This window comes from Actinoplanes sp. NPDC051494, from assembly GCF_044454705.1.
In the GTDB taxonomy this organism is placed as follows: domain Bacteria; phylum Actinomycetota; class Actinomycetes; order Mycobacteriales; family Micromonosporaceae; genus Actinoplanes.
The window spans coordinates 448,850-475,404 of sequence record NZ_JBITDZ010000001.1; the positions used below are offsets into that span (position 1 = coordinate 448,850).

The following is a 26,555-nucleotide window of genomic DNA, read 5'->3' on the forward strand; positions in this document are numbered from 1 at the left end:
CCTTGATCCCCCAAGGAGGACCCCGTATGAGTTCAGCCCGATTCCGCGGTGGTGGGTTCGCCGCCGCCACCCTGGCCCTGATCAGCACGTTCTTCGTGGTCACCGGTGGCCGCGCCGAGGCCGCCGAGGCGATCGTCTCGCAGGGCCGCCCGACCACCGCGTCCTCCGCCGAGTGGGAGGGCACCCCGGCCTCCGCCGCCACCGACGGCAACACCGGCACCCGGTGGTCCAGCGCGTTCTCGGCCGCACCCCAGTGGCTGCAGGTCGACCTCGGCTCCCCGCAGGCGATCACCCGGGTCGCCCTGAACTGGGAAGGCGCCTACGCGACCGCTTTCACCGTGCAGCTCTCCACGAACGGCAGCACGTTCACCGACGCCACCGGCACGCTGCGTGGCAACGCCGGGGCGCAGAACATCCCGGTCACCGGCACCGCCCGCTATGTGCGGCTCAACCTGACCGAACGAGCGCTGCCCGCGTACGGGTACTCGCTGTGGGAGTTCCAGGTCTACGCCAACTCCGCCCAGGGCGACATCCTGTTGTCCTACAACAAGCCGGGCGCGGCGTCGAGCGAGCAGAACGACGTCAACTGCAACCCGTGCACCGTGCCCAAGGCGTTCGACCTGGACCCGGCCACCCGCTGGGCGACGAGCTCGACCACCGGCTGGGTGGACCCGGGCTGGATCTACGTCGACCTCGGTGCCACCGCCCAGATCAGCCGGGTGGAACTGCAGTGGGACCCGGCCTACGCCACCGCGTACAAGATCCAGGTCTCGCCGAACGCCACGACCTGGACCGACATCTACTCGACCACCACCGGCCGGGGCTTCAAGGAGGTCCTGAACGTCACCGGCACCGGGCGCTACGTACGGATGTACGGCACCGCGCGCTCCGGCCCGTACGGCTACTCGCTCTACGACTTCAACGTGTACGGCACCGGCGGCGCGCCGGCCACCCCGCCGGCCCGGCCCGCCGACCCCACGTTCCCGGCCACCCGGCTGGTCTTCAACGACGAGTTCAACGACGGATCGGGTACGAAGCCGAGCACCGCGAAATGGACGTACGACCCGGGCGTCCCGCAGAACGGCGAGGTCCAGTACTACAGCGAGAACAGCAACAACGCCCAGACCGACGGCCAGGGCAACCTGGTGATCGAGGCCCGCCGGGAAGCGTCGAACGGCCGTGACTACACCTCGGCGCGGATGAACACCAGCAACAAGTTCCACGTCCAGTACGGCCGCGTCGAGGCCCGGATCAAGGTCCCCAAGGGCAACGGCCTCTGGCCCGCGTTCTGGATGATGGGCGCCGACTTCCTCACCGGCCGCCCCTGGCCGTACAACGGCGAGATCGACATCATGGAGGTCCTCGGCCGCAACACCTCCGAGGCGTACTCCACGCTGCACGCCCCGCAGTACAACGGCGCCGGCGGCTACGGCCAGAAGTACGCCACCGTGGACCTCTCCCAGGACTTCCACGTCTGGGCGGTCGAGTGGGACAGCAAGGGCATGAAATTCCTGCTCGACGGCGCCCAGGTCTTCTACGCCAGCAAGGCCACCGTCGAGGCGACCCGCGGTCCCTGGATCTTCGACCACCCGTTCTACGTGATCCTCAACCTCGCGGTCGGCGGCGACTTCCCCGGACCGATCGACGCCACCACCCCGTTCCCCGCCCGGATGCTCGTCGACTACGTCCGCGTCTACCAGTGATGGGAGCCCCGATGCGAAAGATCGTGACCGTCGCCGCCGTCCTGCTCGCCTGCCTGGCGACGACCCCCGGTGGTGCCAGCGCCGCCGATCCCCTGCTCTCCTCCGGACGCGCGGCCACCGCGTCGTCCACCGAATCCGCCGCGTTCCCCGCTGCGAACGCCGTGGACGGCAACGCCGGCACCCGCTGGTCCAGCGCGTTCAGCGATCCCCAGTGGCTGCAGGTCGACCTCGGCGGCACCGCGACCGTGTCGTCGGTCGTCCTCGACTGGGAGGCGGCGTACGCGCGTACCTTCAGCCTGAAGATCTCCGCCAACGGCAGCACGTGGACCACCCTGAAAGCCGGTCTCACCGGCGCCGTGGGCCGCCAGACCGTCACGGTCTCCGGCACCGGCCGCTACGTCCGGATGGAATCGACCGCCCGCGCCACCCAGTGGGGGGTCTCGCTCGCCGAATTCGAGGTGTACGGGACGGGAGGCGGCCCGGCGACGCCACCGACCATCCCGCCGGGCGCGGTACGGGTCGCGGAATTCCTCGCCGACTGCCCGGCCAGCCACCGCCTGCCCGACGACCCGATCATCTTCCCGAACATGCCCGGCGCCTCGCACATGCACAGCTTCTTCGGCAGCGAGACCACCAAGGCGAGCACCACCGTCACCGACCTGCTCAACGCGAACAGCAACTGCAACCCGTCGATCGACAAGTCGGCGTACTGGATCCCGACCTTCTACAACAACGACGTGCCGGTCGAGCCGACCACCGGCATCTTCTACTACCTCGGTGAAGGGGTCAGCGACGCCCTGATCGCCACCACCCAGCCGTTCCCGCTGGGCCTGCGGATCGTCGCCGGCAACGCCAAGGCCACCGGCCCCAACGACAACACGATCTCCCGCTGGTCCTGTCTCGCGGCCGGCGAGGTGGGCTCCTCGGCCGACTTCGTCACCTGCCCGGCCGGCTCGATGCTGGAGTCCTACCTCGACTTCCCGCACTGCTGGGACGGCGTCAACCTGGACTCCGCCGATCACAAGAGCCACATGGCGTACCCGGTCGGCAACGCGTGCCCGGCCACCCACCCGGTGGTCGTGCCGAAGCTGCGCCAGGTCATGCGATACCCGGTCAACGGCAACCCGGCCGGCTTCCGGCTCGCCTCCGGCCGCGGCTTCACGATGCACGGCGACTTCTTCAACGCGTGGCCGGTGGACGAGATGGCCCGCCGGGTCAACGACTGCATCCGGCCCATCGTGAAGTGCGGCACGAACGGTCGTCCCTGATCATGGCCCGCCCCGGCGCTGCTATAACAGAGCCCATGAACAGCCGGGGCGGGCGCGGGGGCCAGAACCCGACGATGGACCAGGTCGCGGAAGCGGCCGGGGTCTCCCGGGCCACCGTGTCCCGGGTGATCAACGGCGCGACCACCGTCGACGCGAAGATCCGCGAGATCGTCGAGCGGGCCATCGCCGACACCGGGTACGTCCCCAACGTGGCGGCCCGGTCCCTCGTCACCCGCAAGTCCAACTCGGTCGCGCTCGTCATCTCCGAACCCGACCGCCCGCACGACTCGTCGTTCCTCAACCGCATCTTCACCGACCCCTACTTCGGCCGGATCACCGCCGGGGCGACCGGAGCGCTGCGCCCGCACGACATCCACCTCGTGATCATCCCGACCGACGCGGCCGATCACCACCACGTCCTGCGCTACCTGCGCCAGGGCCACGTCGACGGGGTCCTGCTGATCAGCAGCCACGAACGGGACCCACTGCCCCGCCAGGTGCACGACCTCGGCATCCCCGCGGTCGTCTCGGCCCGCCCGGCGGCCCCGCTGGCGGCCAGCTTCGTCGACGTCGACCAGCGCCTCGGTGCCCGGCTGGCCGCCGAGCACCTGCTGGCCCGGGGCTGCCGCCGGCTGGCCACGATCAGCGGCCCGCTGGACATCCCGTCCGGCCAGGACCGCCTCGACGGCTTCCGGTCCTACCTCGCCAACCGCGGTCTCGCGGACGTCCCCACGGTGGAGGGCGACTTCACCCGGGCCGGTGGCGAGGCCAGCGCCCGTCGCCTGCTCGCCGAGCACCCCGGCCTGGACGGCCTGTTCGTCGGCAACGACCTGATGGCCGAGGGAGCCCTGCGAGCGATCCAGGACCTCGGCCACCGGGTGCCGGACGACGTCGCGGTGGTCGGCTTCGACGACAGCAGCGCGGCCCTGGACTGCCGCCCGCGCCTGACCACCATCCGCCAGCCGGTCGAGGAGATGGCCGCCGAGATGGCCGAGGTCCTGATGGCCCACATCGCCACCCCGGGCCGGCTGCCCCGCTCGGTGACCTTCCAGCCCACCCTGATCGTCCGCGACTCCGCCTGACCCGCCCTCACTGCCCGCTTTTGCCGCGCGACCGCGCCTGACCCCGCCCTTCGCCGCGCGCGACCGCGCCTGACCCCGCCCTTCGCCGCGCGCGACCGCGCCTGACCCCGCCCTTCGCCGCGCGCGACCGTGCCAGACCCCGTGCCGCCGGCGCGTGCCGGCATCGGTCACCATGAACGCGTGGGTGACCTGTTGATCAATCTTCTTGCCAGCGTCATCGCCGGCACCGCCGTCTGGCTCGCCCAGTTCGCGATCCGGCGCCGCCGCCTCGAGAAAGAACGTTCGTTCTTGGGGTTGAGCGCCGGCGCCACGGCCCTGCTGGTCACCTCGCGCCACTTCTCCGCCCCGAGCCAGGACAGCGTCCACCGGCGCGACGTCGCCGCCCTGGTCGAGTTGACCGCGCTGGTCCGCGAGTGCGGCGCGAAGACCGACCTCATCGGCGGCTCCGACCTGCGACAGGAGCTGGGCCGGGTCACCGAGTTCTGCGTCGGCGGCCCGTCCGCGAACCCGCGCGCCGCCGTCCACCTGCGCACGGTCCTGCGGGGCGTCACCTACCGCGTCAACGACAACGGCGCCACGCTCTCCGTGGTGGTCGACGGCGCCGAGTATGTGAACAGCGACCAGGAGCGTTACGCCATCCTGGCCCGCTTCACGGCGCCGGGAGCCGCCCACCCCGTCATCTACCTGGGCGGACTCAGCTCGGACGGGAACCTCGCCGCCGCCCGTTACCTGGCGAATCGGCACAGTGCTCTGCTGCGTACGTACGGTGCGGATCGGCCTTTCTGTCTGGTCCTGCGGGTCCGTGAGCCGGAGGCCTACGGCACGGACTTCACCGAACTGGCCGCCGACGTGAGCGACGTCGCGTTCACGGCGGCGCCCGGCGGAGAAGACTGAGGGCATGGACATTCTTGTTGCCGGCGGGCACGGCCAGATCGCGCTCCGCCTCCTGAAGCTGCTCGCGGCGCGCGGCGACACCGCGCGCGGCCTGATCCGCTCCCCCGACCAGGCCGACGACCTGCGGGCGGTCGGTGCCGTGCCGGTCATCGGCGACCTGGAGAACGACGCGACGCTCGACGCGTACGTGCAGGGGGCCGACGCCGTGGTGTTCGCGGCCGGCGCCGGGCCGGGCAGTGGAGCCGCACGCAAGCGGACGGTCGATCTGGGCGGTGCCGTCAAGCTGGCCGACGCGGCCAAGGCCATGGGGGTACGCCGCTACGTGCTCGTGTCCTCGATCGGCGCGCAGGACCCGGCGTCGCTCGGCGGTTCGATGCAGGAATACCTGCAGGCCAAGGCGGATGCCGACGACTACGTGCGGGCCGCCGGGCTCGATCACACCATCGTGCGCCCGGGCTCGCTGACCGACGACCCCGGCACCGGCCTGGTGACGGCCAGTCTCGACCTCGGCGGTCGCGGCCCGGTCCCCCGCGCGGACGTGGCCGCGGTGCTGGCCCACACGCTGATCGAGCCGGCGACGATCGGGCTCACGTTCGAGCTGTTCGGCGGCGAGACCCCGATCCCGCGGGCACTGACCGCGCTCACGGCCGGACTTTAGCCACCTCCGCGGCGGGGTGGCGGCCCACCGGGTGGAGCTCCGCCTCGGTGTCGTGCAGGAACTGCTCGATCCAGCCGACCCGCTGGGCGCTGAGACCGGCGTCGCGGGCCTGCTGGAGGGCCTGGCGCAGGTGGGCCAGGCCCTGGTCGCGCAGGCCGTCGGCGAGTTCCGCGATGCCGAGCGCGACCGTGCCGCCGGGGATCCAGCGCGGGTCGCCCAGCTCGGCGCGCAGGTCGTGGGAGATCTTGAGGTGGTGCAGGGCCAGATCGGACTGCAGGTCGCCGACCGCGTGGAAGAAGCCGATGTGCCGGTGCACCTCGGAGCGCAGCAGCAGGTCGCCGTGCTGCTCGGCGAGGGCGAACGCCTCCCGGTACAGCGGCATCGCGGTGTCCCAGTCGCCGCGCAGCACCTGATGGACGAGCCCGAGGCCGAAGGCGGACTCCGCGATGCCGGCCGGGTCGTCCAGGTCCCGGCGGATCGACAGGGCCTGCTCGAAGAACCGCACCTCGGTGGTGGTGTCCGCCGCGGTGCGGTCGCGCTCCAGGGCCCGGAAGTGGAACAGCATGCCGAGCCGGTCGAGCGCGGCGGCCTCCGCGGCCCGGTCGCCCCGCCCCCGGGCCCAGGACAGCAGTTTCGTGAAGATGCTTTCGGCCTCGCTGTAGTCGCCTGTCCGGAACGCCGCCTGATACATGGCTTCGTTACCGGCTGCGACCGTTTCCCCCGTCGTCCCCATATGCGGAGGTTACTGCCCGGCGGGCGCCACCGCTGCGGTTCGCGGCCGGGCCCCCTGTCCGGGGACCGTGAGACAGTCTCGGGGTGGAATTGACCTTTGAGGACATGACCCGAGCCGACTTCGAGCAGCACCGCGCCCAGCTGATCATGGCGACCGCCGAGGCGATGGCCGAGGCCGAGGGCTTTACCGTGCGCGAGGCCGAGGCGCGGGCCACCCAGGGCATCGCCGACCTGCTGCCGCAGGGTCCGGCCACCCCCGGCCAGGTCCTGCGCCGAGCAGTCGTCGGCGGCGGCGCCGAGGTGGGCTGGATCTGGGTGTCGCTGCCCGGCACGCTCATGCCCGGCATGGCCTGGATCAGCTCCCTCGAGGTCGATCCCGCGTTCCGCCGGCGGGGCTGGGCCGCCCGGATCCTCGAGCTGACCGAGCGGGACCTCGCCGGGCGGGGCATCACCACGGTCGGCCTGAACGTCTTCGGTTCCAATGTGACCGCCCAGCGGCTCTACGAGCGCCAGGGTTATGCGATCACCAACCAGCAGTGGGCCCGGGAGCTGGTGGACATCCCGTCACCGGACGGGATCACGCTGGTGCCGATGCGCGACTACGACGAGCGGATGGCCGCGCTCGTCGAGGACTATGCCGGTGACCTGCGCGAGGAGGAAGGACGCCCGGCGGCCGAGGCACGCGCGGCCGCCGAGCGGAAGATCGCCGCGCTGCTGCCCGACGGGGCGGCGACCGGGGGCGCGATCCTGCGGACCGTGGTGGCCGAGGGTGTCGAGGCCGGCTGGGTGTGGGCGGGCCCGCCACCCCGGCACCACCCCGGGACGGGCTGGTTGCACAACATCGAGATCGACGCCAAGTGGCGGTCGCGGGGTCACGGCAGCCGGGTGATCGCCGCCGTGCAGCGGGAGCTGCGCGGACGCGGGCTGCGGACCATAGGGCTCAACGTGCACGGTTACAACGTGCGGGCGCGGGCGCTCTACGCGCGCCTGGGATTCGAGCTCACGGCACAACAGATGATCAAGAAGATTGACGTACGGTGACCTCATGTTGATCAGCTGCGGGGCCCCGGTCGCCGGGGTGTGGGCCGACCCGATGTCCCTGACCGGGTTCGCGATGCGCGCCGAGGAGCTGGGCTACCACGCACTGTGGGGCTTCCAGCGACTGCTCGTCGGCACCGGGCAGGAGATGGCGCCGGTCTACCACAGCGTGCTCGACCCGATGCTGGCGCTGACCTACGCGGCCGCCCGGACCACCCGGATCCGGCTCGGCGTCGCGGTGATCAACCTGCCCTACGTCTCCCCCACGTACCTCGCCAAGCAGGCCACCACGCTGGACGTGCTCTCCCGGGGCCGCTTCGACCTGGGGCTCGGCACCGGCTGGTCCGACGTGGAGTTCGCCGCCACCGGCTCCGACCCGAACCCGCGCGGACGCCGCACCGAGGAGTACCTGGCGGTGCTGCGGACCCTGTTCACCGACGAGGTCGCCGCATACGACGGGGAGTTCTACCAGGTCCCGCCGAGCCGGATGGCCCCGGCGCCCGTACAGGCCGGTGGCCCGCCGATCCTGCTGGGCGGCACCGCCGAGGTCGCGTTGCGCCGGGCCGGGCGGATCGCCGCCGGATGGGTGAGCAGCAGCCGGGCCACGTTCGACGAGATCTCCCGGGGCGCGCAGATCGTGCGCCGCTCGGCCGAGGAGTCCGGCCGCGACCCCGACACCATGCGGATCATCGTGCGCGGGGTGGTCCAACCCGGGGTGCGAGACGACAGTGTGCCGCTGTCCGGCACGTGGGAGCAGATCAAGGGCGGCGCCCAGCTGTACGAGGAAGCCGGCGTCACCGAGCTCTTCTACGACCTCAACTGGCACCCGTCGATCGGCTCCCCGGACGCCGACCCGCGCGCCGCCGGGGAACGCGCCGAGGAGATCCTGACCGCGCTGGCGCCCTAAAGACTGACGTCGCTTTCGCGTATTTGCAGCTGGACGGCACTCTGGTGACATGAACCGCCACCTCGCTGTCGCCGCTGTCGCGCTCGCCGTCCTCAGCGGATGCGGGTCGACCGTCTCGCCGGCCGCCCCGCCCGCCGCCACTCCGTCCGCGAACTCCGGGCTCGGTGACTCGGTCAAGGACGCCGGGGATCTCCCGGACCCGTGCACGCTGCTCAGTGACGCCGAGGTGACGTCGCTGACCGGGCGGGACATCACCCAGACCGACGTGGACGGCGCCGAGGCCGACTCCACCACCCGCTTCTGCCAGTGGCAGCAGTCCGGCGGCCAGCTGGCGGTGTTCCTGTCCCGCACGACCGAGGCGGACTTCGACACGGTCATCGAGGGCGCGGAGCCGGTCGACGGGGTCGGTGAGGACGCGTTCACGCTGGCCGGCCACCTGTACGTGCTGTACGGCACCGTCTCGATCGACGTGTACGTGCACGGCGACAGCGACGAGGAGAACCTGGACAAGGCCCGGGAGACCGCCAAGACGGTGATCCCCCGGGTCTGATCTTTACCGGAACGGCGTCAGGGTGATACTCATCGCCGTCGGGTCGCCGCTGTGCACGAGCGACTCCTGGTTGGCGACGTCGTCGAACGCGAACGCGTACGCCTTGCCGTCCACCATGTTCGCGTGGATGAGCTTGGCGTATTCGTTCGTCGGGCTGGTGCGGTAGAACGTCGACGCGTCGGTGCTCGGCTCGACGCTCTGCGAGCCCAGCGTGGTGCGCTGCAACGCCGCGCACAGGCTCCGGGCGATCGGGCCGACGACCAGGTCGTTCGGGGCGGCCAGGTTGCCGTCACAACCCCAGACGTCCGCGGTGGCCGGCTTCGTGATGGTGGCGACCTGCGCCCCGGTGGCGTCGGTGAACGTCATCGTGTCGCCCGCGGTGCGGCCCGTGAACACCTTGTCCGGCTGGTCGGCGAACGGTTTCACGGTCAGGTCGGTGTCCGCGTACGCGTCCCAGGCCTCGTCGATGTAACCGGCCAGGTAGTCCGGGTCGAAGCCGCCCGCGTCGGCGCCCTTGCCCGGGGCGAGCACCCGCAGCACCGTACCGTCGTCGCGGGTCTGCACCAGCTTGGCGAAGTCGGTGTCCGTGACCAGCCCGGCCACCACCGCGTCACGGCCACCGGGCTTCAGCTCACCGGTCTCGGCGGTGGTGCCGTCCGATCCGGTCACGCCGACCTTGTGCGGCACGGCGAACATGTCGACCTGCGAGCTGTTCAGCCAGATCCCGGAATCGTTGTAGGTGAACTCGCTCCAGTCGAACAGGATGTCGCTGTTCGCGTCGCCGGCCGCCCACGGCGCCGGCTGCACGAGACCGCCGTCCTGACTCAGCTTGAAGTCGAGCTTGTCACCGAACGACATGTACATCCGGCCGGAGATGCCCCGCGGCACCTCGATGGTGGTGCTGGCCCCGTTCGCGGGACCGTCGATCGACACGTCCGGGGCCGGCGCGGGCGGGTTGGCGCCCCCGGTCCAGGGCGTGAACACGCCGTCCGCGTCGACGTAGCCGAGCTTGCCACCGGACTCGCCGAGCACGTACAGGTGCACGGCCTCGGTACGGCCGGAATCGTTCGTGACGGTCAGCGGCAGCAGATCGGGTCCGGTCGCCGCCTGGGCGGTGGGGATGACCGCGACGGCGGCGGGGACGGCGACCGCCGCCACGGCGATGCCGAGCAGGGATTGGCGATTCAAGCGCACAGGCACTCCAGGGTCCGGCCCCGGTTCGCGCGGGCCCGGCCGAGACCGGGAGGGATCCCACGCCGGCCAGCAGCGCTTCGGGGCGGACATGGAAGGGGGATACGCGCTGGCCGTCACGCTCCGCATCGCGGGGCGTCCTCACACCCTGCGGCGGGCCGCGCAACGATGTCAACCGATGGCTACGACGGGAGATTTTCGGGCAGTCTTGAGCGACAACGGGCGCACCGCTCGGCTATCCTTCCGACCCGATGAATACGACCGCGTCCCCGCAGCCCGGGGTGTACAGCTCCCGCTCGAAGATCACTCAGCAGCGGGTGCTGCTCGCCGTCGCCGGACTGGCGTTGCTGCTGGTCGGCTACACGATCGGGTGGTTCCAGGGCAGTTCGTCCACCCCGGCACCGGCCGCCGCGGCGCCCCTGCCTGTCGCGTCGGGGCCGTCACCCTCCGCATCCGAGTCGCCGTCACCGTCGGCCTCGGCGTCGAAGTCGCCGTCACCGTCGCCCTCCCCGACTCCCGACGAGCCGAAGGGCGGGACGAGCGCGTACTCGACGATCCAGGCCGAGGACACCGCGAACCAGCAGGGCACCGAGCCCCAGGACACCGAGGACACCGGCGGCGGCCGCAACATCGGCTGGATCAACAACGGCGACTGGCTGCAGTACAACGACATCAACTTCGGCAACACCCCGGCCACCCAGTTCGGGGTCCGGGCGGCGTCGGGCGCCGGTGGCAGCGTGAACGGCCAGCTCGAACTCCGCCTCGACACCCTCGGCTCGGCCCCGATCGGCAGCCTCACGATCGCGGACACCGGCGGCTGGCAGACCTGGCAGACGCTGACCACGACGATCTCCCCGGCATCCGGCAAGCACACCCTGTATCTGACGTTCACCGCCTCCGACGGCAGCGACTTCGCCAACATCAACTTCTTCGCGTTCGGCCGCTGACCCCCGCCGGCGTCACGAAAGCCCGGGGCGGCTGCCCCGGGCTTTCGTTGTTGCTGATCAGACCGCTGTTCAGACTGCCGCGACCTCGAACTTGCGCGGCTTGGCCTGCTCGCTGACCGGGATGGCGAGGGTCAGCACCCCGTTCTCGTAGCGGGCCTCGAGGCGGTCGGTGTCGAGGGTCTCGGACAGGAACACCTGCCGGCTGACGGTGCCGACCGGACGCTCGGCGACGACGTAACGCACGCCTTCGCGGTCGGCGCGCTTGCGCTCGGCCCGGACGGTCAGGACCTTCCGGTCGACCGAGATGTCGATGCCGGCCGGGTCGACGCCGGGCAGGTCGATGTCGATGACGAAGCTGTCACCCTCGCGGTACGCGTCCAGCCGGGCACCCGAGTTACGGGTGGGGCTCTCGAACACGCGGGCGGTCAGGCGGTCGAATTCGCGGACCATCAGGATCTCCTCCAAGGTTCAAAGTTGAGCGCTAGGCACTCAAGTCTTAGAACCCGACCGGGCCGCCGGACCTTCCGCACCCGGGCGTGAGCTGGGACACCTACGCCAACCGGAAGTCCTCGAAGTCGAAACCCGGCGACACCACGCAGCTGACCAGCACCGGTTCATCACCCACAGGGAAAGCGGACTGCCACACTCCCGAGGGTACGAGCGCCTGCGGATTGCCCCGATCGAGCAGCACCGCCTCCCCGGGCTCCGACGGCTGCTCCGCCGAACCGCCGTAGCGCAGTTCGAGCGACCCGGAGTGCAGGAACCACAACTCGTCCGACTTCACGACATGCCACGCGGAGAACTCACCGGGCTGCAGCAGGAAGTAGATGGCGGTCGCGGCGTGGCGCGGGCCCGCGTACCCCTCGGGTTCGAAAACGGTCCCGGACCGGAACGTCTCGCGGAACCACCCGCCTTCCGGGTGTGGCATCAGGTCGAGGGCCTCGGCAAGCGGCGGTCGCGTCGTCATGGAATCATCCTCGCGCTCCCCGTTGTTCGAACACCTGTGCGAAGATCGTCAGGTGGCTGACCAGGCAACTATCCTGCACGCCGACCTGGACTCGTTCTACGCGTCGGTCGAGCAACGCGACGACCCCACCCTGCGCGGCCGGCCGGTCCTCGTCGGCGGCGGGGTCGTGCTCGCGGCCAGCTACGAGGCCAAGGCGTTCGGGGTCCGTACCCCGATGAGCCTGGCCCGGGCCCGAGCCCTCTGTCCCACGGCGATCGTGGTGCCGCCCCGGATGAACGCCTACGCCGAGGCGAGCAAACGCGTGTTCGAGGTCTTCCACGACACCACCCCACTCGTCGAGGGCATCTCCATCGACGAGGCCTTCCTGGAGGTCGGCGGCCTCCTCCGGCTCAGCGGCAGCCCCACCACCATCGCCGCCCGCCTGCGCGCCGAGGTCCGCACCCGGGCCGGCCTGCCGATCACCGTCGGCGTGGCCCGCACCAAGTTCCTGGCCAAGGTGGCCAGCGCGGTCGGCAAACCCGACGGTCTGCTGGTGGTGCCGGCCGGCGAGGAACTGGCATTCCTGCACCCCCTGCCCGTCGAACGCCTCTGGGGAGTAGGCCCGGTCACCGCCGGCAAACTCCGCGAACGACACATCCACACGGTCGGCCACATCGCCCGCCTCGGCGAAGCGGCGCTGGTAGCCCTGCTGGGCGCAAACGCCGGCCGCCACCTGCACGCCCTGGCCCACAATCAAGACCCCCGCCGGGTACGCGTAGGGCACCGCCGTGGCTCGGTCGGCTCCCAGTCCGCCCTGGGCCGGGGCCCCCACCCCTTCCCGGAGGTGGAAGCAACCCTGGCCGCCCTCGTCGACCGGGTAACCCACCGCATGCGCAAGGCCGGCCGGCCAGGCCGCACGGTGATACTGCGCCTCCGCTTCGCCGACTTCACCCGGGCAACCCGCTCCCGAAGCCTGCTCAAGGCCACCATGAGCACCGACCCGATCCTGGCAACCGCCCGCAGCCTCCTGCTCACGGCCCGCCCCCTGATCGAGGAGCGAGGCCTGACCCTGGTCGGCATCTCAGTAGGAAACCTGGACAGCAACGGCGGCGTCCAGCTGGAACTCCCCTTCCCCACCCCGCCGACCACCCACCCCACCGCCGAGCCGGTCACCCACCCCGACGCCACCCCGGCCGCCCTCCCAAACACCACCCCGGCCGCCCTCCCGAACACCACCCCGGGCTTCCGGCCGAACGCCGCACCCGACTCGCGGCCCGGCTCCGCGCCCGACAACGCACCGAACGGCCACCCAAGCTCACCCCCGAACACTCACCCAGCCTCCACACCAACCACCCAGCCGAACTCCATCCCGCACGACCGACCAACCGCCAGACCAAACGGCCGGCCAAACGCCGCACCTCACGGCCAGTCGCGCCCCACGCCCCACGCCCGACCGGGCATCCCGCTGCACCACCAACCAACCTCCATGCCAAACGGCCAGCCAAACTCCGCGCCACACGAGCGCCAGAACTCCATGCCGCACGACCGGCCGGGATCCGCCCCGCGCGGCCAGCGGGGTTCCGCCCCGCACGACCAGCCGGGGTCCATGCCACACGACCAACCGGACTCCGCCCCGCACGACCAACCGGACCCCGCCCCGCACGACCAGCCGGACTCCGCCCCGCACGACCAACCGGGATCCGCCCCACACGACCAGCCGGACTCCGTGCCGCACGACCAACCGGACTCCGTGCCGCACGGGCGCCGGAACTCTATGCCGCACGGCCGGCCGGGGGCCGTGCCGCGGGGCCGGCCGGGGTCTGGGACGAATGATGGGCTGGATGCCGCGTTGGATGGCGTCCGCGACCGGTTCGGCTCGGCGTCGGTTACTCGCGCGGCCGCTCTGGGGCGGCGCCTCCATCCCTCGGTTCCCCTTCTGCCGGACTGACCTCCTGGATCGAGCGGCGCGGCCACCTGCGAGACTGCAGGCGTGCGGAAGATCTACGTCATCGGGATCGGGGCCGGCGACCCCGACCATCTGACCCTGCAAGCAGCCAAGGCGATCGGACGGACGGACGTCTTCTTCCTCCTCGACAAGGGCGAGGTGAAGGAGAGCATGATCGAGCTCCGGCGCCGCGTCCTGAAGTCGTATGGCAAGCTCGGCCGCCGCATCGCCGAGGGCCGTGACCCGGACCGCGACCGCACCCCGGCCGACTACGAGGGCACGATTGCCGACTGGCGGCACCGGCGGTCCGAGGTGACCGAGGCGCTGATCCGCGAACACCTGCTCGACGAGGAGACCGGCGCGTTCCTGGTCTGGGGCGATCCGTCGCTCTACGACTCGACGATCGCCATTCTTGACGAGATCCTGGCCCGCGGTGACACCCGTTTCGACTACGAGGTCATCCCGGGTATCAGCAGCGTCTCCGCCCTGGCCGCCAAGCACCGCGTCGGCGTCAACCGGGTCGGCAAACCGTTCCAGGTCACCACCGGCCGCAGGCTCGCCGAGCAGTGGCCCGATCAGGTCGACGACGTCATCGTCATGCTCGACGCCCACCAGACCTTCGGTGAGGTCGACAACACCGACGTCGACATCTACTGGGGTGCCTACATCGGCACCTCCGACGAACTCCTGATCTCGGGCCCGCTGGCCGAGGTCGCCGACGAGATCCGCCGCGTCCGCGCCGAGGCCCGTGACCGACATGGCTGGATCATGGACACCTACCTCCTTCGCCGCCACCCGTGACCGGGGCCATCCGGCCGATCGCCCTCGCCGCCGCCCAGCGTGGCGACGACCTTTTGGTCTTCGAGGGCCTCGACCGGCCTTTCTACCGGCCGCTGGGCGGCGGCATCGAGTTCGGCGAGACCGCCGTCGCGGCGCTGCACCGCGAGATGCGCGAAGAGCTCGCTGTGGATCTGTCCGACGTGAAGCTCCTCGGCGTCCTGGAGAACATCTTCACCACCCCCGACGGACCAGGCCACGAGATCGCCTTCATTTTCACGGCAACCCTGGCCGACCCTGCCATGTACGCCCGGGATACCGTCGGCACCGTCCTGGACGACGGCAGCCCCGTCACGTGGCAGCCCAAGAGCCGCTTCCGCTCCGGCGAGGCGACGCTGTACCCCGATGGACTCATAGACCTCCTGCGATAGATTACGAGCCGTAAACGACGTGGTCGGCGAGTTCCGGGAACACCTCGCCCAGCTGGGCTGGGTCACCGACCTGCTCGTCGCTGGATCCATCGCAACCGGCGACTACACGCCCGGGATCAGCGACCTCGACCTGGTCGCGCTGGTCGACGGCCCGGTGGGAGCCGATCGGCAGGCAACCCTCGCGCTGCTGCACCGCGACCTCGACACGGGAGCCGCGGCCGGCCTGGATCTCGGGTGTGTCGATGCCGACGCCACGACGCTGGCGGACCCCGGCAGGCAGCATCCGACCTGGACCCACGGCCCATTGGTCCAGCGCATCCTGTCCGGCGTGACCCGGGCCGAACTGGTGCGGCACGGTTTCGCCGCATTCGGCCGAGCTCCCGGATCGCTCTTCCCACCGATGAGCGACGACGACATCCGTGCGGCCGCCAGGGCGGAACTGACCGGATACTGGGCCTGGGCGGTGCGACGCCCATGGATCTGGCGAAGCCCGGTCATCGCGGACCTGGGCCTCACCTCCATGGCCCGGGGCAGACACGCGCTTACTCACGGCAACCTCCTCACCAAAACCGCCGCGATCCAGCAGGCCGACGCCCCACCGTGGCTCATCGAGCAGCTCACCGCCCGACGACGCGGAGAAGCCATCACCTCGCCACGACTCCGGACAGCACTGATCGCCTGGCGCGACACCCGACGTACCGTAAAGCTCGCCGGCCAGGCCCTCAGCCGCGCTGGACAGTGAACATGTAACAGCCGTAGACAATGTTGCGGCTGTGGATCTGGACCACCTCGGGATCGGCAAAGATCGCGGCTATGACGCCCTCGGGATCGCTGCCGTCGTGAACGCGGGAGGCCGGGTGGATCCGGCCCGCGCTGTCATAAGCGCGCAGAACCTGGGGCCTGTCACGCCAGTCGTCCGGGTATCTGCTCGGGATGATCGTTGTCGCGCAGGGCTCCGCATGGGCGAACACAGCGCCGATCTCACGGTAGGGGCTCGCCGGGAGGTCAGGCTCAAAGCCGAACAACATGATGCCCTCGCCGGCCTCAGCGTTCCGCAGGCAGCATCGTAGGGGCTCGCCGCCCTCGGCTTCGGAGAACTCCACCGGATTGCCCGACACGTCGCGCCGCTCGGAGCGGACCCTGTCGAGGACGATGCCGGGGAGGGAAAGGATGGTCGCTGTAGGGGTCATAGGGCAAGGATGCTCGCCTCGGCGGCGGGAATCCGGCGGGAATCGGACCTCGTCCTCTGGCCTCGAAGGCAACCGGAACAGCGGGCCGGGGTCTCGGTGAGCGCGCGGTACGACCCGAGCAATGGACCTCGGCCGCGGATCAACGGCGAGGCCCGAGCGGAATACCTCAACCATCGACCCAAGATGACATGCCGACCTCAAGTAGCGGCTCAGCAGCGGGCCTCAGCGGCAGACCCGAGCCGCCCGGCCTCAGCTGCCAACAAGCAGCCCCACGTCAGCGGGTCAAGCCGCCCGACCTCAGCCGCAGACCCACGCTGACGGGTCAAGCCGCCCGGCCTCAGCTGCCAACCCAAGCAGCCCGACCCCGGCCGCAGACCCAAGCTGCCGGGCCAAGCCGCCGGGCCAAGCCGCCGGGCCAAGCCGCCGGCTCAAGCGGTGGCTGATTTGGGGCGGGCGCGGAGGTGGGTGCGTTCGCCCTGGCGGCCGAAGAGGCTGAGGATCTCGACGGGTTCGTCGGTGGCCGCGCCGAACCAGTGGGGGGTGCGGGTGTCGAACTCGGCGGCTTCGCCCGGCTCGAGGACCAGGTCGTGCTCGCCGAGGACCAACCGTAACCGGCCGCTGAGTACGTAGAGCCAGTCGTAGCCTTCGTGGGTCTGCGGGTCCGGTTCCCCGCGGCCGGGTGGGATCACCATTTTGAACGCCTGGATGCCACCGGGGCGGCGGGTCAAGGGTAGGTGGATCATGCCGTAGCGGTTGATCGGGCGCATGTGGACGCGGGGGTCGCCGGTGGGTGGGGCGCCGACGAGTTCATCCAGGGTTACGCCGTATGCCTTGGCCAGGGGGAGCAGCAGTTCGAGGGTGGGCTTGCGGGCTCCGGACTCGAGCCGGGACAGCGTGCTCACCGAGATACCGGTCTCCGCTGACAGCTCGGCCAGGGTGGTCTCTTTGTGCCGGCGCAGTGTGCGCAGGCGGGGGCCGACCGCTTCCAGGGCCTGATCCAGCTCGTCCATGATATCGAGTTTGCCAGATCAGCAAGCTACCTTGCCATGGCCGATCGGTCGGCGCATCGTGATGACCATGAGCGAGAACTTCGACGTAGTGGTAGTCGGTGGCGGGGCCGCCGGTCTGAACGGTGCGCTGATGCTGGGCCGGTCCCGGCGATCGGTGCTGGTCGTCGACGCGGGTGCACCCCGCAACGCCCCGGCCGCGGCGGTGCACGGGCTGTTCGGCCGGGAGGGTACGCCGCCGGGTGAGCTGCTCGCGCGGGGACGGGCCGAGGTCGAGATGTACGGCGGGCAGATCCGCACGGGCACGGTGACCGCGGTGGAAAGTGCGAGCACCGCGGGCGCGGCGGAAAGCGCGAGCTCAGTGGGCGCGGCGGAAAGCGCGAGCACAGTAGGCGCCGCGGAAAGCGCGACTGCGGCAGGTGGCGCGGCGGAAAGCGCGACTGCGGCAGGTGGCGCGGCGGAAAGCGCGACTGCGGTGGGTGGCGCCAGCGTGGTGGGTGGCGCTGCGCTCGGGTTCACCGTCACGTTGGGTGATGGGTCTCGCGTCACGGCGCGGCGGGTGCTGGTGGCTTCCGGGCTGGTTGACGAGCTCCCGGACGTGCCGGGGCTGCGGGAGCTTTGGGGCACCGATGTGCTGCACTGCCCGTACTGCCATGGGTGGGAGGCTCGGGACCGGGCTATCGGGGTGCTGGCCAGCGGACCCATGTCCGTCCACCAGACGCTGCTGTTCCGGCAGCTCAGCGACGACGTTACCTATTTTGCCCACCAGCAACCGGCGTTGCCGGACGAGCAGGCGGAGCAGTTCGCGGCGCTGGGCATCACCGTTGTGGAGGGGGCGGTTGCGGGAGTCGAGACCGCTGACGGGCGGCTGACCGGGGTCCGGCTGGCCGATGGCACCGTGGTGGCCCGGGACGTGCTGACCGTCGCCACCCGGATGGTGGCCCGGTTGGACTTCCTGGCGGGGCTGGGGCTCAAGCCCGTGGAGCACCCGATGGGCATGGGCGAGTTCTTGCCGGCCGAGCCCACCGGCCGTACCGAAAATCCTGGGGTCTGGGTGGCCGGTAATGCCTCCGACCTGGCCGCGCAGGTCGGTTCGGCCGCGGCGGCCGGGGCGATGGCCGGGGCTCAGATCAACGCGGACCTGGTCGCCGAGGACACCCGGCTGGCGGTCGAGCGGTTCAAGGGCTGAGCGACCCAAGGGCTGAACGACTCCAGGGCCCGGCGCCGGGCCCTGGAGTCCGCACGCCTTCTCAGTCGTCGCCTTCCAGGTCGCCTTCGGTCTCCAGGTAGATCTGCTGGAGTGCGGCCAGGGTCGCCGGGTCCGGGGATTCCCACAGTTTGCGGTCCGCGGCTTCCAGCAGGCGTTCGGTGATGCTGTGCATGGCCCAGGGGTTGGACTGCGCCATGAACTTCTGGTTCTCGGGGTCCAGCACGTAACTGGCGGCGAGCTGCTCGTACATCCAGTCGGCGACCACGCCGGCGGTCGCGTCGTAGCCGAAGAGGTAGTCGACGGTCGCGGCCAGCTCGAACGCGCCCTTGTAGCCGTGCCGGCGCATGGCCGCGATCCAGCGGGGGTTGACCACCCGGGCCCGGAAGATCCGCGCGGTCTCCTCGGTGAGGCTGCGGGTCTTCGTGGCGTCCGGGTTGGTGGAATCACCGATGTACGCGGCGGGCGCGCGCCCGGTCAGCGCCCGCACCGTGGCGATCATGCCGCCGTGGTACTGGAAGTAGTCGTCGGAGTCGGCGATGTCGTGCTCGCGGGTGTCGATGTTCTTCGCCGCGATGTCGATGCGCTTGTACGCCGTCTCCATGTCGCCGCGCGCCGCGACGCCGTCCAGTCCGCGGCCGTACGCGAAGCCGCCCCAGACCGCGTAGACCTCGGCGAGGTCGGCGTCGCCGCGCCAGTTGCGGCTGTCGATCAGCGGGAGGATGCCCGCGCCGTACGCGCCCGGCCGGGAGCCGAAGATACGGGTGGTGGCCTGGCGCCAGCTCTTGCCGTCGCCGGCGTCGGCCAGTGCGTGGGCGCGGACGAAGTTCTGCTCCGGGGTCTCGTCCTCGAGGCCCGCGACCAGGGCGACGGCGTCGTCCATCATCGCGACGACGTGCGGGAACGCGTCCCGGAAGAAGCCCGAGATGCGTACGGTCACGTCGATGCGCGGCCGGGCGAGCTCGTCGAGGGCGATCGGCTCGATGCCGGTGACCCGGCGCGAGGCGGGGTCCCAGATCGGGCGTACGCCCATGAGTGCGAGGATCTCGGCGATGTCGTCGCCGGCGGTGCGCATGGCGCTGGTGCCCCACGCGGAGAGGCCGACCGACTTGGGCCAGTCGCCGTAGTCCTCGCGGTAGCGCTTGAGCAGGGACTCCGCCATGGCCTGGCCGGTTTCCCAGGCGAGCGCGCTCGGGATGGCCTTCGGGTCGACGGAGTAGAAGTTGCGGCCGGTCGGCAGCACGTTGATCAGGCCGCGCAGCGGGGAGCCGCTGGGCCCGGCGGGGACGTAACCGCCGTCGAGCGCGTGCAGCACGTTGGTCAGCTCGTCGGTCGTCCTCGCGAGGCGGGGCACGATCTCGGTGGCGGCGAACGCCAGGACCGCGTTCACGTCATCATTGTCGGAGATGTCCGGCGGGGAGGTGGGCCAGCCGGCTTCCTCCATCGCCGTGACCAGCGCCTTGGCCTGCGCCTCGACGGCGTCGGTCTCCGCGGTGGAGGCGTCCTCCGCGAGACCCAGGGCTTCGCGCAGGCCGGGCAGGGCGGCGACCTTGCCGGCCCACATCTGCCGGGCGCGCAGCATGGCGAGCACGAGGTTGACCCGCGCCTCACCGGTCGGCGCGGCGCCGAGGATGTGCAGCCCGTCGCGGATCTGCACATCCTTGATCTCGCAGAGCCACCCGTCGACGTGCAGGATGAACTCGTCGAACTCCTCGTCGCCGGGGCGGTTGTCGAGGCCCAGGTCGTGGTCCATCTTCGCGGCCTGGATCAGGGTCCAGATCTGCGCGCGGATGGCCGGCAGCTTGGCCGGGTCGAGCGCGGCGATGTTGGCGTGTTCGTCGAGCAGCTGCTCGAGGCGGGCGATGTCGCCGTAGGACTCGGCGCGGGCCATCGGCGGGATCAGGTGGTCGACCAGCGTCGCGTGCGCCCGGCGCTTGGCCTGGGTGCCCTCGCCCGGGTCGTTGACCAGGAACGGGTAGATCAGCGGCAGGTCGCCGAGGGCCGCGTCGGTGCCGTCGGAGGCGGACATGCCGACGTTCTTGCCGGGCAGCCATTCCAGGTTGCCGTGCTTGCCGACGTGCACGACCGCGTGCGCGCCGAACTCGTCGGCGAGCCACCGGTAGGCGGCCAGGTAGTGGTGGCTGGGCGGCAGGTCCGGGTCGTGGTAGATCGCGACCGGGTTCGCCCCGAACCCGCGCGGCGGCTGCACCATGACGACCGTGTTCTCGTCGCGCAGCGCGGCGAGGACGATGTCGCCGCCGTCGACATACAGCTCACCGGGCGGCGGGCCCCAGTGCTGCACCATGCCGTCGCGCAGATCCGCGGGCAGGGTCGCGAACCAGGCGGCGTACTTGTCGCCGTTGATCCGGACCGGGTTGCCCGCGAGCTGCTCCTCGGTGAGCCAGTCGGGGTCCTGGCCACCGGCGGCGATCAGCGCGTGGATCAGCGCGTCACCGTCCTGCTCGGCGACCCCGGGGAAGCTCCCGATCCGGTAACCCTGCTCCTGAAGGGCAGCGAGCAACCGTACGGTGGAAGCGGGGGTGTCGAGGCCGACCGCGTTGCCGATCCGCGAGTGCTTCGTCGGGTATGCCGACAGCATGATCACCACCCGGCGCTCGGCCGGCGGGATGTGCCGCAACCGCGCGTGCGCGACGGCGATCCCGGCGACCCGGGAGGCCCGCTCGGGATCGGCCACATACACCGAGAGGCCGTCCGGGTCGATCTCCTTGAAGCTGAACGGGACCGTGATGATCCGGCCGTCGAACTCGGGGATGGCCACCTGGGTCGCGGCGTCCAGCGGGGAGAGCCCGTCGTCGCTGGCCTCCCACGCCTCGCGGCTGCTGGTCAGCGCCAGTCCCTGCAGGATCGGCACGTCCAGCCCGGCGAGCACGCCGACATCCCAGGCCTCGTCGTCCCCACCGGCACCGACGGTCGCCGGCTTCGTGCCACCGGCGGCCAGGACGGTCACGATCAACGCGTCGGCCTTGCGCAACTCGGCCAGCAGGTCCTCGGACGCCGTACGCAGAGAAGCGGTGAAAATGGGCAGCGGGCGCCCGCCCTTGGCCTCGACGGCCCGGCAGAGTGCCTCGATGAACGCGGTGTTCCCGGCCATGTGGTGCGCGCGGTAATAGAGGACCGCGACGGTCGGGCCCTCGGTGGTCGTCGCGTCGCGCTCCAGCACACCCCAGTCGGGCGCGGGGACCGGCGCGGCGAACCCGTTGCCGGTGAGCAGGATGGTGTCGGAGAGGAAGTCGTGCAGCGCGGCCAGGTTCTCCGGCCCACCGTAGGCGAGGTAGGCGTGCGCTTCCCCGGCGACCCCGGCGGGCACGGTCGACAGCTTCATCAGGTCGGCGTCCGGCGTCTGCTCACCGCCGAGCACGACCACCGGGATCGGGCCGCCGAGCAGCTCGTCGAGGCCCTCCTCCCAGGCGCGGCGACCGCCCAGGATCCGGACCACGATGAGCTCGACCCCGTCGGTCAGCGCGGGCAGCTCCTCGACGGCGATGCGGGCAGGATTGCCCAGGCGCCACTCGGAGGTGCTCGCACGAGCGCTGAGCAGGTCGGTATCGGATGTCGACAGCAGCAGAAACACGGCTCTCCCCTCGGGATCCGCGCCCCGGGTCGAAGGATCACGGCGACGGGAGTTCCTGGCTCCCGGGTTCAGGTCGAACCCGGTGACAGTGGCGGGACCGCGCCGGATTCACACCGGCTTCCTCCGCGGCGTCGCCGCACGTGGACCCTCACTCTGCCGACCGGGCCGCACTCAAGTCAACGTGGGAGCCCGGGTGTGACGATGCCGACCGACGGCGGAAAAGTGTCGGTCCCGGTCCGTAGTATCCGGGCCGTGCCCTCCCCCGATCCCGTTCACCCGCCGGCCGGCCCCGTCATGCCCGCTGTCCGCACGGGCGTGGGCGCGCGGGTCACCGAGGTCGACGCGTGTCCCGGAGCCCTGCGGTTGCACGACGCCGCAGACGGGCCGCTGGCACGTGTCCGGATCCCCGGTGGGCGCATTTCGGGCGACCAGCTCACGGCGCTGCGGGAGCTGGCCGCCGAGTGGGGCGACGGGCACATCGAGCTGACCAGCCGGGCCAACCTCCAGCTGCGGGCGCTGCGCGGCGCCCCGGCGGTGCAACTCGCCGCCCGGTTGTCGGCTGCCGGCCTGCTGCCGTCACAGACCCATGAGCTCGTACGCAACATCGCCGCGTCCCCGCTCATCGGGAACCCGTCCCTGGTCACCGAGCTGGACAGCGCGCTGTGCGCCGACGCGGTGCTGGCGGGCCTGCCGGGACGCTTCCTGTTCGCCGTCGACAGCGGCGCCGGCGACGTGGCCTATTCCGCTGACGTCGCGGTGATGCCACTCAGCGGAGAAATAGCCGTTCTGTTCGCCGGCCGCGACATGGGGCTGCGGGTGCGGGCCGACCAAGCGGTGCCGGCGCTGCTCGCGGCGGCCCACGCCTTCCTTGCTCTCGCCGCGCAGGACGCAGCCCTCGCCGGGGCGGACACCCCAGCCGCACGGGACAACGCGCCTGCCGGGCAGGGCGCTGCGGCGCGGGGCGAGGCTGTGCGGGGCGAGGCTGTGCGGGGTGGGCGGCGGGCCTGGCGGGTTCGGGAGCTGCGTGACGGGGCGGCGCGGGTGGCCGGGCTGGTTGCCGGGGCGCTCGGGGTGACATTGGGTGAGCCTGATCACGGCCTGGTCCGGCCCGGCCTCCGGGAGCCGGTCGGGATCGTCGGGGGACCTGGTCGGCGCGTCGCGGTGGGGGCTCTGGTGCCCTTGGGCCGACTTGACGGCGTACAGATGAAGGCGTTGGAATCTGCTTCTGATCTGGTTTTCACGCCCTGGCGCGGGGTGGTGGTGCCGGATCTCGCTCCGGACGGGGCCGCCGCGTGGGTGGAGCGGCTGAGTGGGGCCGGGTTCGAGGTCGCGCCGGATTCGCGGTGGGCCGGGGTAACGGCCTGTGCCGGGCGGCCGGGGTGCGCGAAGGCGCTGGCCGATGTCCGGCAGGATGCGTTCGGTGCCACGACCGCCGGCGAGGGGCTGCCGGTGCACTGGATCGGGTGTGTGCGGGGGTGCGGGAGCCCGGCCGGGCCGCATGTCCGGGTCGAGGCGACCGGGACCGGTTACCGGGTCTCGTCGCCGCACGGTAATGGGACAGCGGACGCCGCGCACGTGGGTGTGCTGGTGGCCGGGTTGAGGGAAGGCTGACATGGAGTACGTGCGTGACGGGGCGGAGATCTACCGGCGGTCGTTCGCGACCATCCGGGCCGAGGCCGACCTGTCCCGGTTGCCCGGTGACGTGGCGCGGGTCGCGGTGCGGATGATCCATGCCTGCGGGATGGTCGATCTGGTCGAGGACCTGGCGTGGAGCCCGGGGGTCGTGACGGCGGCCCGCAAGGCGCTGCTGGCCGGGGCCCCGGTCCTCTGTGACGCCGAGATGGTGGCTTCCGGGGTGACCCGCAAGCGGCTGCCCGCCGGCAACGAGGTCATCTGCACGCTGCGTGACCCTTCCGTGCCGGGGCTGGCCGCCGAGATCGGGAACACCCGCAGTGCCGCCGCGCTGGATCTGTGGGCCGACCGGCTGGACGGGGCCGTGGTCGCCATCGGCAACGCGCCGACCGCGCTGTTCCGGCTGCTGGAGATGGTCGCGGCCGGGGCGCCGCGGCCGGCCGCCGTGCTGGGGATCCCGGTGGGGTTCATCGGCGCGGCCGAGTCGAAGGACGCGCTGGCCGCGTCCGATCTGGAATTCCTCGTCGTGCGCGGACGCCGCGGCGGGAGTGCGATGACGGCGGCGGCGGTCAACGCGCTCGCCTCGGAACAGGAGTGACGGTGGCGGGTCGGTTGTACGGCGTCGGACTCGGCCCCGGTGATCCGGAGCTCGTCACGGTCAAGGCCGCCCGGCTGATCGCCGGCGCTGACGTGATCGCCTTCCACGCGGCGCGGCACGGGCGGTCGAACGCCCGGGCGATCGCGGCCGGCTACCTGCGCGAGGGGCAGATCGAGGAGCCGCTGATCTATCCGGTGACCACGGAGACGACCGATCATCCGGGCGGCTACCAGGGCGCGATCGACGAGTTCTACGCGGCGAGCGCGGAGCGGCTGGCCGCGCACCTGGACGCGGGCCGGGACGTGGTCGTGCTGGCCGAGGGTGACCCGTTCTTCTACGGCTCCTACATGCACATGCACAAGAGGCTCGCCGACCGGTACGTGACCGAGGTGGTGCCCGGGGTGACCTCGGTGAGCGCCGCGTCGGCGGTGCTGGGGCGGCCGTTGATGGAGCGCGACGAGACGTTGACGGTGCTGCCCGGCACGTTGCCGCCGGACGAGCTGGCCGCCCGGCTGGCAACCACCGACTCGGCCGCGATCATGAAGCTGGGCCGGACGTTCGAGGGGGTCCGCGAGGCGCTGGAGCGGGCCGGCCGGCTGGACGACGCCTGGTATGTCGAGCGGGCCACCACCGACAAGCAGCGCTCGGGCAAGCTCGCCGACATCGACCCGGCGACGGTTCCGTACTTCTCCCTGGCGCTGCTCCCGAGCCCGGCCGTCACCGCTTTCGTCGAGCCGGAGCCGCCGGCGACCGAGGACCGGCGTGGTTCGGTGACCGTGGTGGGGCTGGGTCCCGGTGCCCGCGAGTGGCTGACGCCGGAGGCCCAGGCGGCACTGGCCGAGGCCGACGACGTGGTCGGCTACACGACGTATGTGAACCGGGTCCCGGTGAATCCCCGCCAGCGCCGGCACGCCTCCGACAACAAGGTCGAGGCCGAGCGCGCGGCGTTCGCCCTGGACCTGGCGAAACGCGGTCGCCGGGTGGCGGTCGTGTCGTCGGGTGACCCGGGGGTGTTCGCGATGGCCGCGGCGGTGCTCGAGGTCAGCGAGGATCCGCAGTGGAAGGACGTCCCGGTCCGGGTGGTGCCGGGGCTGACCGCGGCGCAGGCCGTGGCGAGCCGGGCGGGTGCCCCGCTGGGTCACGACTTCTGCGTCATGTCGCTGTCCGACCGGCTCAAGCCGTGGGACGTGATCGAGGCCCGGCTGACCGCCGCGGCCGGCGCGGACCTGGTGATCGCGATCTACAACCCGGCGTCGCAGAGCCGCAAGGAGCAGCTCGTCCGCGCGCAGCAGGTGCTGCTGAAGCACCGTGACCCGCGGACCCCGGTGGTGGTGGGACGTGACGTGGGCGGCCCGGAGGAGGAGATCCGGGTGACGAGTCTGGGCGAGCTCGACCCGGCGACCGTCGACATGCGCTGCCTGCTGATCGTCGGGTCGAGCCAGACGCGGGTGCTTCCCGGTGGGCAGGTCTTCACTCCGCGTACCTATCCGAGCTAGTTGGTGACGACGACCTCGGTGCCGTCCAGGACCGGGGCGTAGGTGGCGGTGAAGAAGCCGTTGGCCGGGCACGTGATCGGGCCGCTGAACTTGGCGAAGGCCTGGTCGGTGAAGGTGATCGAGTTGTCCGTGTTGGACGACAGACCGGTGATCGTGTTGCCCACCGCGCGGTAGACGCAGTTGATCGAGCCGAGGATCGTCCCGAGCGCGAGGGTGGTCTGGATCGGCGCGGCGGCGGTGCCGCTGACCGTAACGGCCGCGGTGCCGCTCTCGACCGTGGTGGCGAACGGGACGTTGTTCACGGTCACCGCGTTGACCCTGGTCACGCCGAGGATGTTGGCGGTGCAGGACCCGAACGTCTGCGCCGTCGTGGACTCGGTCGCCACGCCGGGGGCGGCCGGGTTGTCGACCACCACCGCGGTGAACGTCGACTGGGCGCACCTGATGCCGGTCGTGCCGCCGGACGCGGTGTTGAAGTCGGCCGTCGTCCCGGTCGCGACCGCCGCGGTCAGCACGTCACCCACGGCCACCGCCGCGCCGTCCGGACCGCCCAGGGTCAGCACGTTTCCCGCGGCGTCCGCACCGGCCCGGGCGGGGGTCCCGGACAGGGTCGTGGCGGCGATCAACGCGGCGACGATCAGGATCTTGCGCATGGCTTTCTCCCTTGCGACGAATCATGCGGACAACGAATGGGACCGGTCTAGACCCGCTGCCGACGTAACGTCAAGGACATCGGCCCGTAACATCGCAGCACTTGCACAGCG

23 protein-coding genes, 2 pseudogenes and 1 riboswitch are annotated in these 26,555 nt (G+C 71.3%); of the genes and pseudogenes, 17 read left to right on the top strand and 8 right to left on the bottom strand.

What is annotated here, in order from left to right; genetic code table 11:
* Positions 1-26 precede the first annotated feature (26 nt).
* The 5 genes from ACIA6A_RS02000 to ACIA6A_RS02020 all read left to right on the top strand — a co-directional run bounded on the left by ACIA6A_RS02000 (position 27) and on the right by ACIA6A_RS02020 (position 5,605).
* Positions 27-1,703 carry a discoidin domain-containing protein gene (locus ACIA6A_RS02000; protein ID WP_396095507.1) on the top strand — a complete coding sequence of 559 codons (1,677 nt, stop codon included), beginning with the start codon at positions 27-29 and terminating at the stop codon, positions 1,701-1,703.
* Between the two features lie 11 nt (positions 1,704-1,714).
* A complete protein-coding gene (locus ACIA6A_RS02005; RefSeq protein ID WP_396095508.1) occupies positions 1,715-2,971 on the top strand; it encodes a DUF1996 domain-containing protein in 1,257 nt (418 codons plus the stop codon).
* 35 nt (positions 2,972-3,006) lie between these two features.
* Entirely contained in the window at positions 3,007-4,053 is a 1,047-nt protein-coding gene (locus ACIA6A_RS02010) for a LacI family DNA-binding transcriptional regulator (protein WP_396095509.1), read from the top strand.
* A 180-nt stretch (positions 4,054-4,233) separates the two neighbouring features.
* A complete protein-coding gene (locus ACIA6A_RS02015; RefSeq protein WP_396095510.1) occupies positions 4,234-4,947 on the top strand; it encodes a hypothetical protein in 714 nt (237 codons plus the stop codon).
* A gap of 4 nt (positions 4,948-4,951) precedes the next feature.
* A complete protein-coding gene (locus ACIA6A_RS02020) occupies positions 4,952-5,605 on the top strand; it encodes an SDR family oxidoreductase (RefSeq protein WP_396095511.1) in 654 nt (217 codons plus the stop codon).
* On the opposite strand, the gene ACIA6A_RS02025 is transcribed toward ACIA6A_RS02020, so the two are convergent.
* Entirely contained in the window at positions 5,589-6,338 is a 750-nt protein-coding gene (locus ACIA6A_RS02025) for a tetratricopeptide repeat protein (protein WP_396095512.1), read from the bottom strand. The genes ACIA6A_RS02020 and ACIA6A_RS02025 overlap by 17 nt on opposite strands.
* Before the next feature lie 104 nt (positions 6,339-6,442).
* On the opposite strand from ACIA6A_RS02025, the gene ACIA6A_RS02030 reads away from it, so the two are divergent.
* The 3 genes from ACIA6A_RS02030 to ACIA6A_RS02040 are packed head-to-tail and all read left to right on the top strand — an operon-like array spanning position 6,443 to position 8,832.
* Positions 6,443-7,378 (top strand): GNAT family N-acetyltransferase, encoded by a 936-nt coding sequence (locus tag ACIA6A_RS02030; RefSeq protein ID WP_396095513.1) that lies wholly within the window; start codon positions 6,443-6,445, stop codon positions 7,376-7,378.
* 4 nt (positions 7,379-7,382) lie between these two features.
* On the top strand, positions 7,383-8,282 hold the full coding sequence (locus ACIA6A_RS02035) for a TIGR03619 family F420-dependent LLM class oxidoreductase (RefSeq protein WP_396095514.1): 900 nt from the start codon (positions 7,383-7,385) through the stop codon (positions 8,280-8,282).
* A gap of 49 nt (positions 8,283-8,331) precedes the next feature.
* Entirely contained in the window at positions 8,332-8,832 is a 501-nt protein-coding gene (locus ACIA6A_RS02040) for a DUF3558 family protein (RefSeq protein ID WP_396095515.1), read from the top strand.
* Between the two features lie 3 nt (positions 8,833-8,835).
* Here the strand turns inward: ACIA6A_RS02040 and ACIA6A_RS02045 are convergent, their stop codons facing one another.
* Positions 8,836-10,026 (bottom strand): beta-1,3-glucanase family protein, encoded by a 1,191-nt coding sequence (locus tag ACIA6A_RS02045; RefSeq protein ID WP_396095516.1) that lies wholly within the window; start codon positions 10,024-10,026, stop codon positions 8,836-8,838.
* A gap of 248 nt (positions 10,027-10,274) precedes the next feature.
* Here ACIA6A_RS02045 and ACIA6A_RS02050 point away from each other — a divergent pair, with 248 nt between their 5' ends.
* Positions 10,275-10,970, top strand: a complete 696-nt coding sequence (locus ACIA6A_RS02050) for a carbohydrate-binding protein (RefSeq protein WP_396095517.1) — start codon at positions 10,275-10,277, stop codon at positions 10,968-10,970.
* Positions 10,971-11,039: 69 nt separating this feature from the next.
* Here ACIA6A_RS02050 and ACIA6A_RS02055 read toward each other — a convergent pair whose 3' ends face one another.
* Entirely contained in the window at positions 11,040-11,420 is a 381-nt protein-coding gene (locus ACIA6A_RS02055; RefSeq protein ID WP_396095518.1) for an Hsp20/alpha crystallin family protein, read from the bottom strand.
* A 100-nt stretch (positions 11,421-11,520) separates the two neighbouring features.
* Positions 11,521-11,937 carry a cupin domain-containing protein gene (locus ACIA6A_RS02060; protein WP_396095519.1) on the bottom strand — a complete coding sequence of 139 codons (417 nt, stop codon included), beginning with the start codon at positions 11,935-11,937 and terminating at the stop codon, positions 11,521-11,523.
* Positions 11,938-11,989: 52 nt separating this feature from the next.
* On the opposite strand from ACIA6A_RS02060, the pseudogene dinB reads away from it, so the two are divergent.
* From dinB to ACIA6A_RS02080, 4 genes and pseudogenes are all read left to right on the top strand, one after another.
* A pseudogene (dinB, locus tag ACIA6A_RS02065) lies at positions 11,990-13,060 on the top strand (DNA polymerase IV); the annotation flags it as partial.
* 846 nt (positions 13,061-13,906) lie between these two features.
* On the top strand, positions 13,907-14,662 hold the full coding sequence (gene cobF / locus ACIA6A_RS02070; protein ID WP_396095520.1) for a precorrin-6A synthase (deacetylating): 756 nt from the start codon (positions 13,907-13,909) through the stop codon (positions 14,660-14,662).
* Positions 14,659-15,069, top strand: coding sequence for an NUDIX hydrolase (locus tag ACIA6A_RS02075; RefSeq protein ID WP_396095521.1), 411 nt, complete (start codon positions 14,659-14,661; stop codon positions 15,067-15,069). Before cobF ends, ACIA6A_RS02075 begins: the two co-directional genes overlap by 4 nt.
* 19 nt (positions 15,070-15,088) lie before the next feature.
* The gene (locus ACIA6A_RS02080; RefSeq protein WP_396095522.1) at positions 15,089-15,811 is read left to right on the top strand and encodes a nucleotidyltransferase domain-containing protein; all 723 of its coding nucleotides are present in this window, start codon (positions 15,089-15,091) and stop codon (positions 15,809-15,811) included.
* Here ACIA6A_RS02080 and ACIA6A_RS02085 read toward each other — a convergent pair.
* Positions 15,792-16,259 carry a DUF1203 domain-containing protein gene (locus tag ACIA6A_RS02085; RefSeq protein ID WP_396095524.1) on the bottom strand — a complete coding sequence of 156 codons (468 nt, stop codon included), beginning with the start codon at positions 16,257-16,259 and terminating at the stop codon, positions 15,792-15,794. The two genes, ACIA6A_RS02080 and ACIA6A_RS02085, sit on opposite strands and share 20 nt — an antisense overlap.
* Before the next feature lie 428 nt (positions 16,260-16,687).
* Complete coding sequence (locus ACIA6A_RS02090) at positions 16,688-17,269, bottom strand: helix-turn-helix domain-containing protein (RefSeq protein WP_396095525.1); 582 nt, start codon at positions 17,267-17,269, stop codon at positions 16,688-16,690.
* A gap of 61 nt (positions 17,270-17,330) precedes the next feature.
* On the opposite strand from ACIA6A_RS02090, the pseudogene ACIA6A_RS02095 reads away from it, so the two are divergent.
* Positions 17,331-18,437: pseudogene (locus ACIA6A_RS02095) on the top strand (FAD-dependent oxidoreductase); the annotation flags it as partial.
* A gap of 79 nt (positions 18,438-18,516) precedes the next feature.
* Here the strand turns inward: ACIA6A_RS02095 and cobN are convergent.
* A complete protein-coding gene (gene cobN / locus ACIA6A_RS02100; protein ID WP_396095526.1) occupies positions 18,517-22,065 on the bottom strand; it encodes a cobaltochelatase subunit CobN in 3,549 nt (1,182 codons plus the stop codon).
* A gap of 28 nt (positions 22,066-22,093) precedes the next feature.
* Positions 22,094-22,224: riboswitch (cobalamin riboswitch) on the bottom strand.
* Positions 22,225-22,317: 93 nt separating this feature from the next.
* Here cobN and ACIA6A_RS02105 point away from each other — a divergent pair.
* The 3 genes from ACIA6A_RS02105 to ACIA6A_RS02115 are packed head-to-tail and all read left to right on the top strand — an operon-like array spanning position 22,318 to position 25,791.
* A complete protein-coding gene (locus tag ACIA6A_RS02105) occupies positions 22,318-23,676 on the top strand; it encodes a precorrin-3B synthase (RefSeq protein WP_396095527.1) in 1,359 nt (452 codons plus the stop codon).
* A 1-nt stretch (position 23,677) separates the two neighbouring features.
* A complete protein-coding gene (locus ACIA6A_RS02110; RefSeq protein WP_396095528.1) occupies positions 23,678-24,295 on the top strand; it encodes a precorrin-8X methylmutase in 618 nt (205 codons plus the stop codon).
* Between the two features lie 2 nt (positions 24,296-24,297).
* Entirely contained in the window at positions 24,298-25,791 is a 1,494-nt protein-coding gene (locus ACIA6A_RS02115; protein ID WP_396095529.1) for a precorrin-2 C(20)-methyltransferase, read from the top strand.
* Here ACIA6A_RS02115 and ACIA6A_RS02120 read toward each other — a convergent pair.
* Positions 25,788-26,444 carry a Tat pathway signal sequence domain protein gene (locus ACIA6A_RS02120; RefSeq protein ID WP_396095530.1) on the bottom strand — a complete coding sequence of 219 codons (657 nt, stop codon included), beginning with the start codon at positions 26,442-26,444 and terminating at the stop codon, positions 25,788-25,790. The genes ACIA6A_RS02115 and ACIA6A_RS02120 overlap by 4 nt on opposite strands.
* Positions 26,445-26,555 lie beyond the last annotated feature (111 nt).

Excerpts from the sequence above, each read along its gene's own strand:
- ACIA6A_RS02000 (WP_396095507.1), top strand. The coding sequence starts at position 27 with ATGAGTTCAGCCCGATTCCGCGGTGGTGGGTTCGCCGCCGCCACCCTG.
- ACIA6A_RS02005 (WP_396095508.1), top strand. The coding sequence starts at position 1,715 with ATGCGAAAGATCGTGACCGTCGCCGCCGTCCTGCTCGCCTGCCTGGCG.
- ACIA6A_RS02010 (WP_396095509.1), top strand. The coding sequence starts at position 3,007 with ATGAACAGCCGGGGCGGGCGCGGGGGCCAGAACCCGACGATGGACCAG.
- ACIA6A_RS02020 (WP_396095511.1), top strand. The coding sequence starts at position 4,952 with ATGGACATTCTTGTTGCCGGCGGGCACGGCCAGATCGCGCTCCGCCTC.
- ACIA6A_RS02025 (WP_396095512.1), bottom strand. The coding sequence starts at position 6,338 with ATGGGGACGACGGGGGAAACGGTCGCAGCCGGTAACGAAGCCATGTAT.
- ACIA6A_RS02030 (WP_396095513.1), top strand. The coding sequence starts at position 6,443 with ATGACCCGAGCCGACTTCGAGCAGCACCGCGCCCAGCTGATCATGGCG.
- ACIA6A_RS02035 (WP_396095514.1), top strand. The coding sequence starts at position 7,383 with ATGTTGATCAGCTGCGGGGCCCCGGTCGCCGGGGTGTGGGCCGACCCG.
- ACIA6A_RS02040 (WP_396095515.1), top strand. The coding sequence starts at position 8,332 with ATGAACCGCCACCTCGCTGTCGCCGCTGTCGCGCTCGCCGTCCTCAGC.
- ACIA6A_RS02050 (WP_396095517.1), top strand. The coding sequence starts at position 10,275 with ATGAATACGACCGCGTCCCCGCAGCCCGGGGTGTACAGCTCCCGCTCG.
- ACIA6A_RS02055 (WP_396095518.1), bottom strand. The coding sequence starts at position 11,420 with ATGGTCCGCGAATTCGACCGCCTGACCGCCCGCGTGTTCGAGAGCCCC.
- ACIA6A_RS02060 (WP_396095519.1), bottom strand. The coding sequence starts at position 11,937 with ATGACGACGCGACCGCCGCTTGCCGAGGCCCTCGACCTGATGCCACAC.
- ACIA6A_RS02085 (WP_396095524.1), bottom strand. The coding sequence starts at position 16,259 with ATGACCCCTACAGCGACCATCCTTTCCCTCCCCGGCATCGTCCTCGAC.
- ACIA6A_RS02090 (WP_396095525.1), bottom strand. The coding sequence starts at position 17,269 with ATGGACGAGCTGGATCAGGCCCTGGAAGCGGTCGGCCCCCGCCTGCGC.
- ACIA6A_RS02110 (WP_396095528.1), top strand. The coding sequence starts at position 23,678 with ATGGAGTACGTGCGTGACGGGGCGGAGATCTACCGGCGGTCGTTCGCG.
- ACIA6A_RS02120 (WP_396095530.1), bottom strand. The coding sequence starts at position 26,444 with ATGCGCAAGATCCTGATCGTCGCCGCGTTGATCGCCGCCACGACCCTG.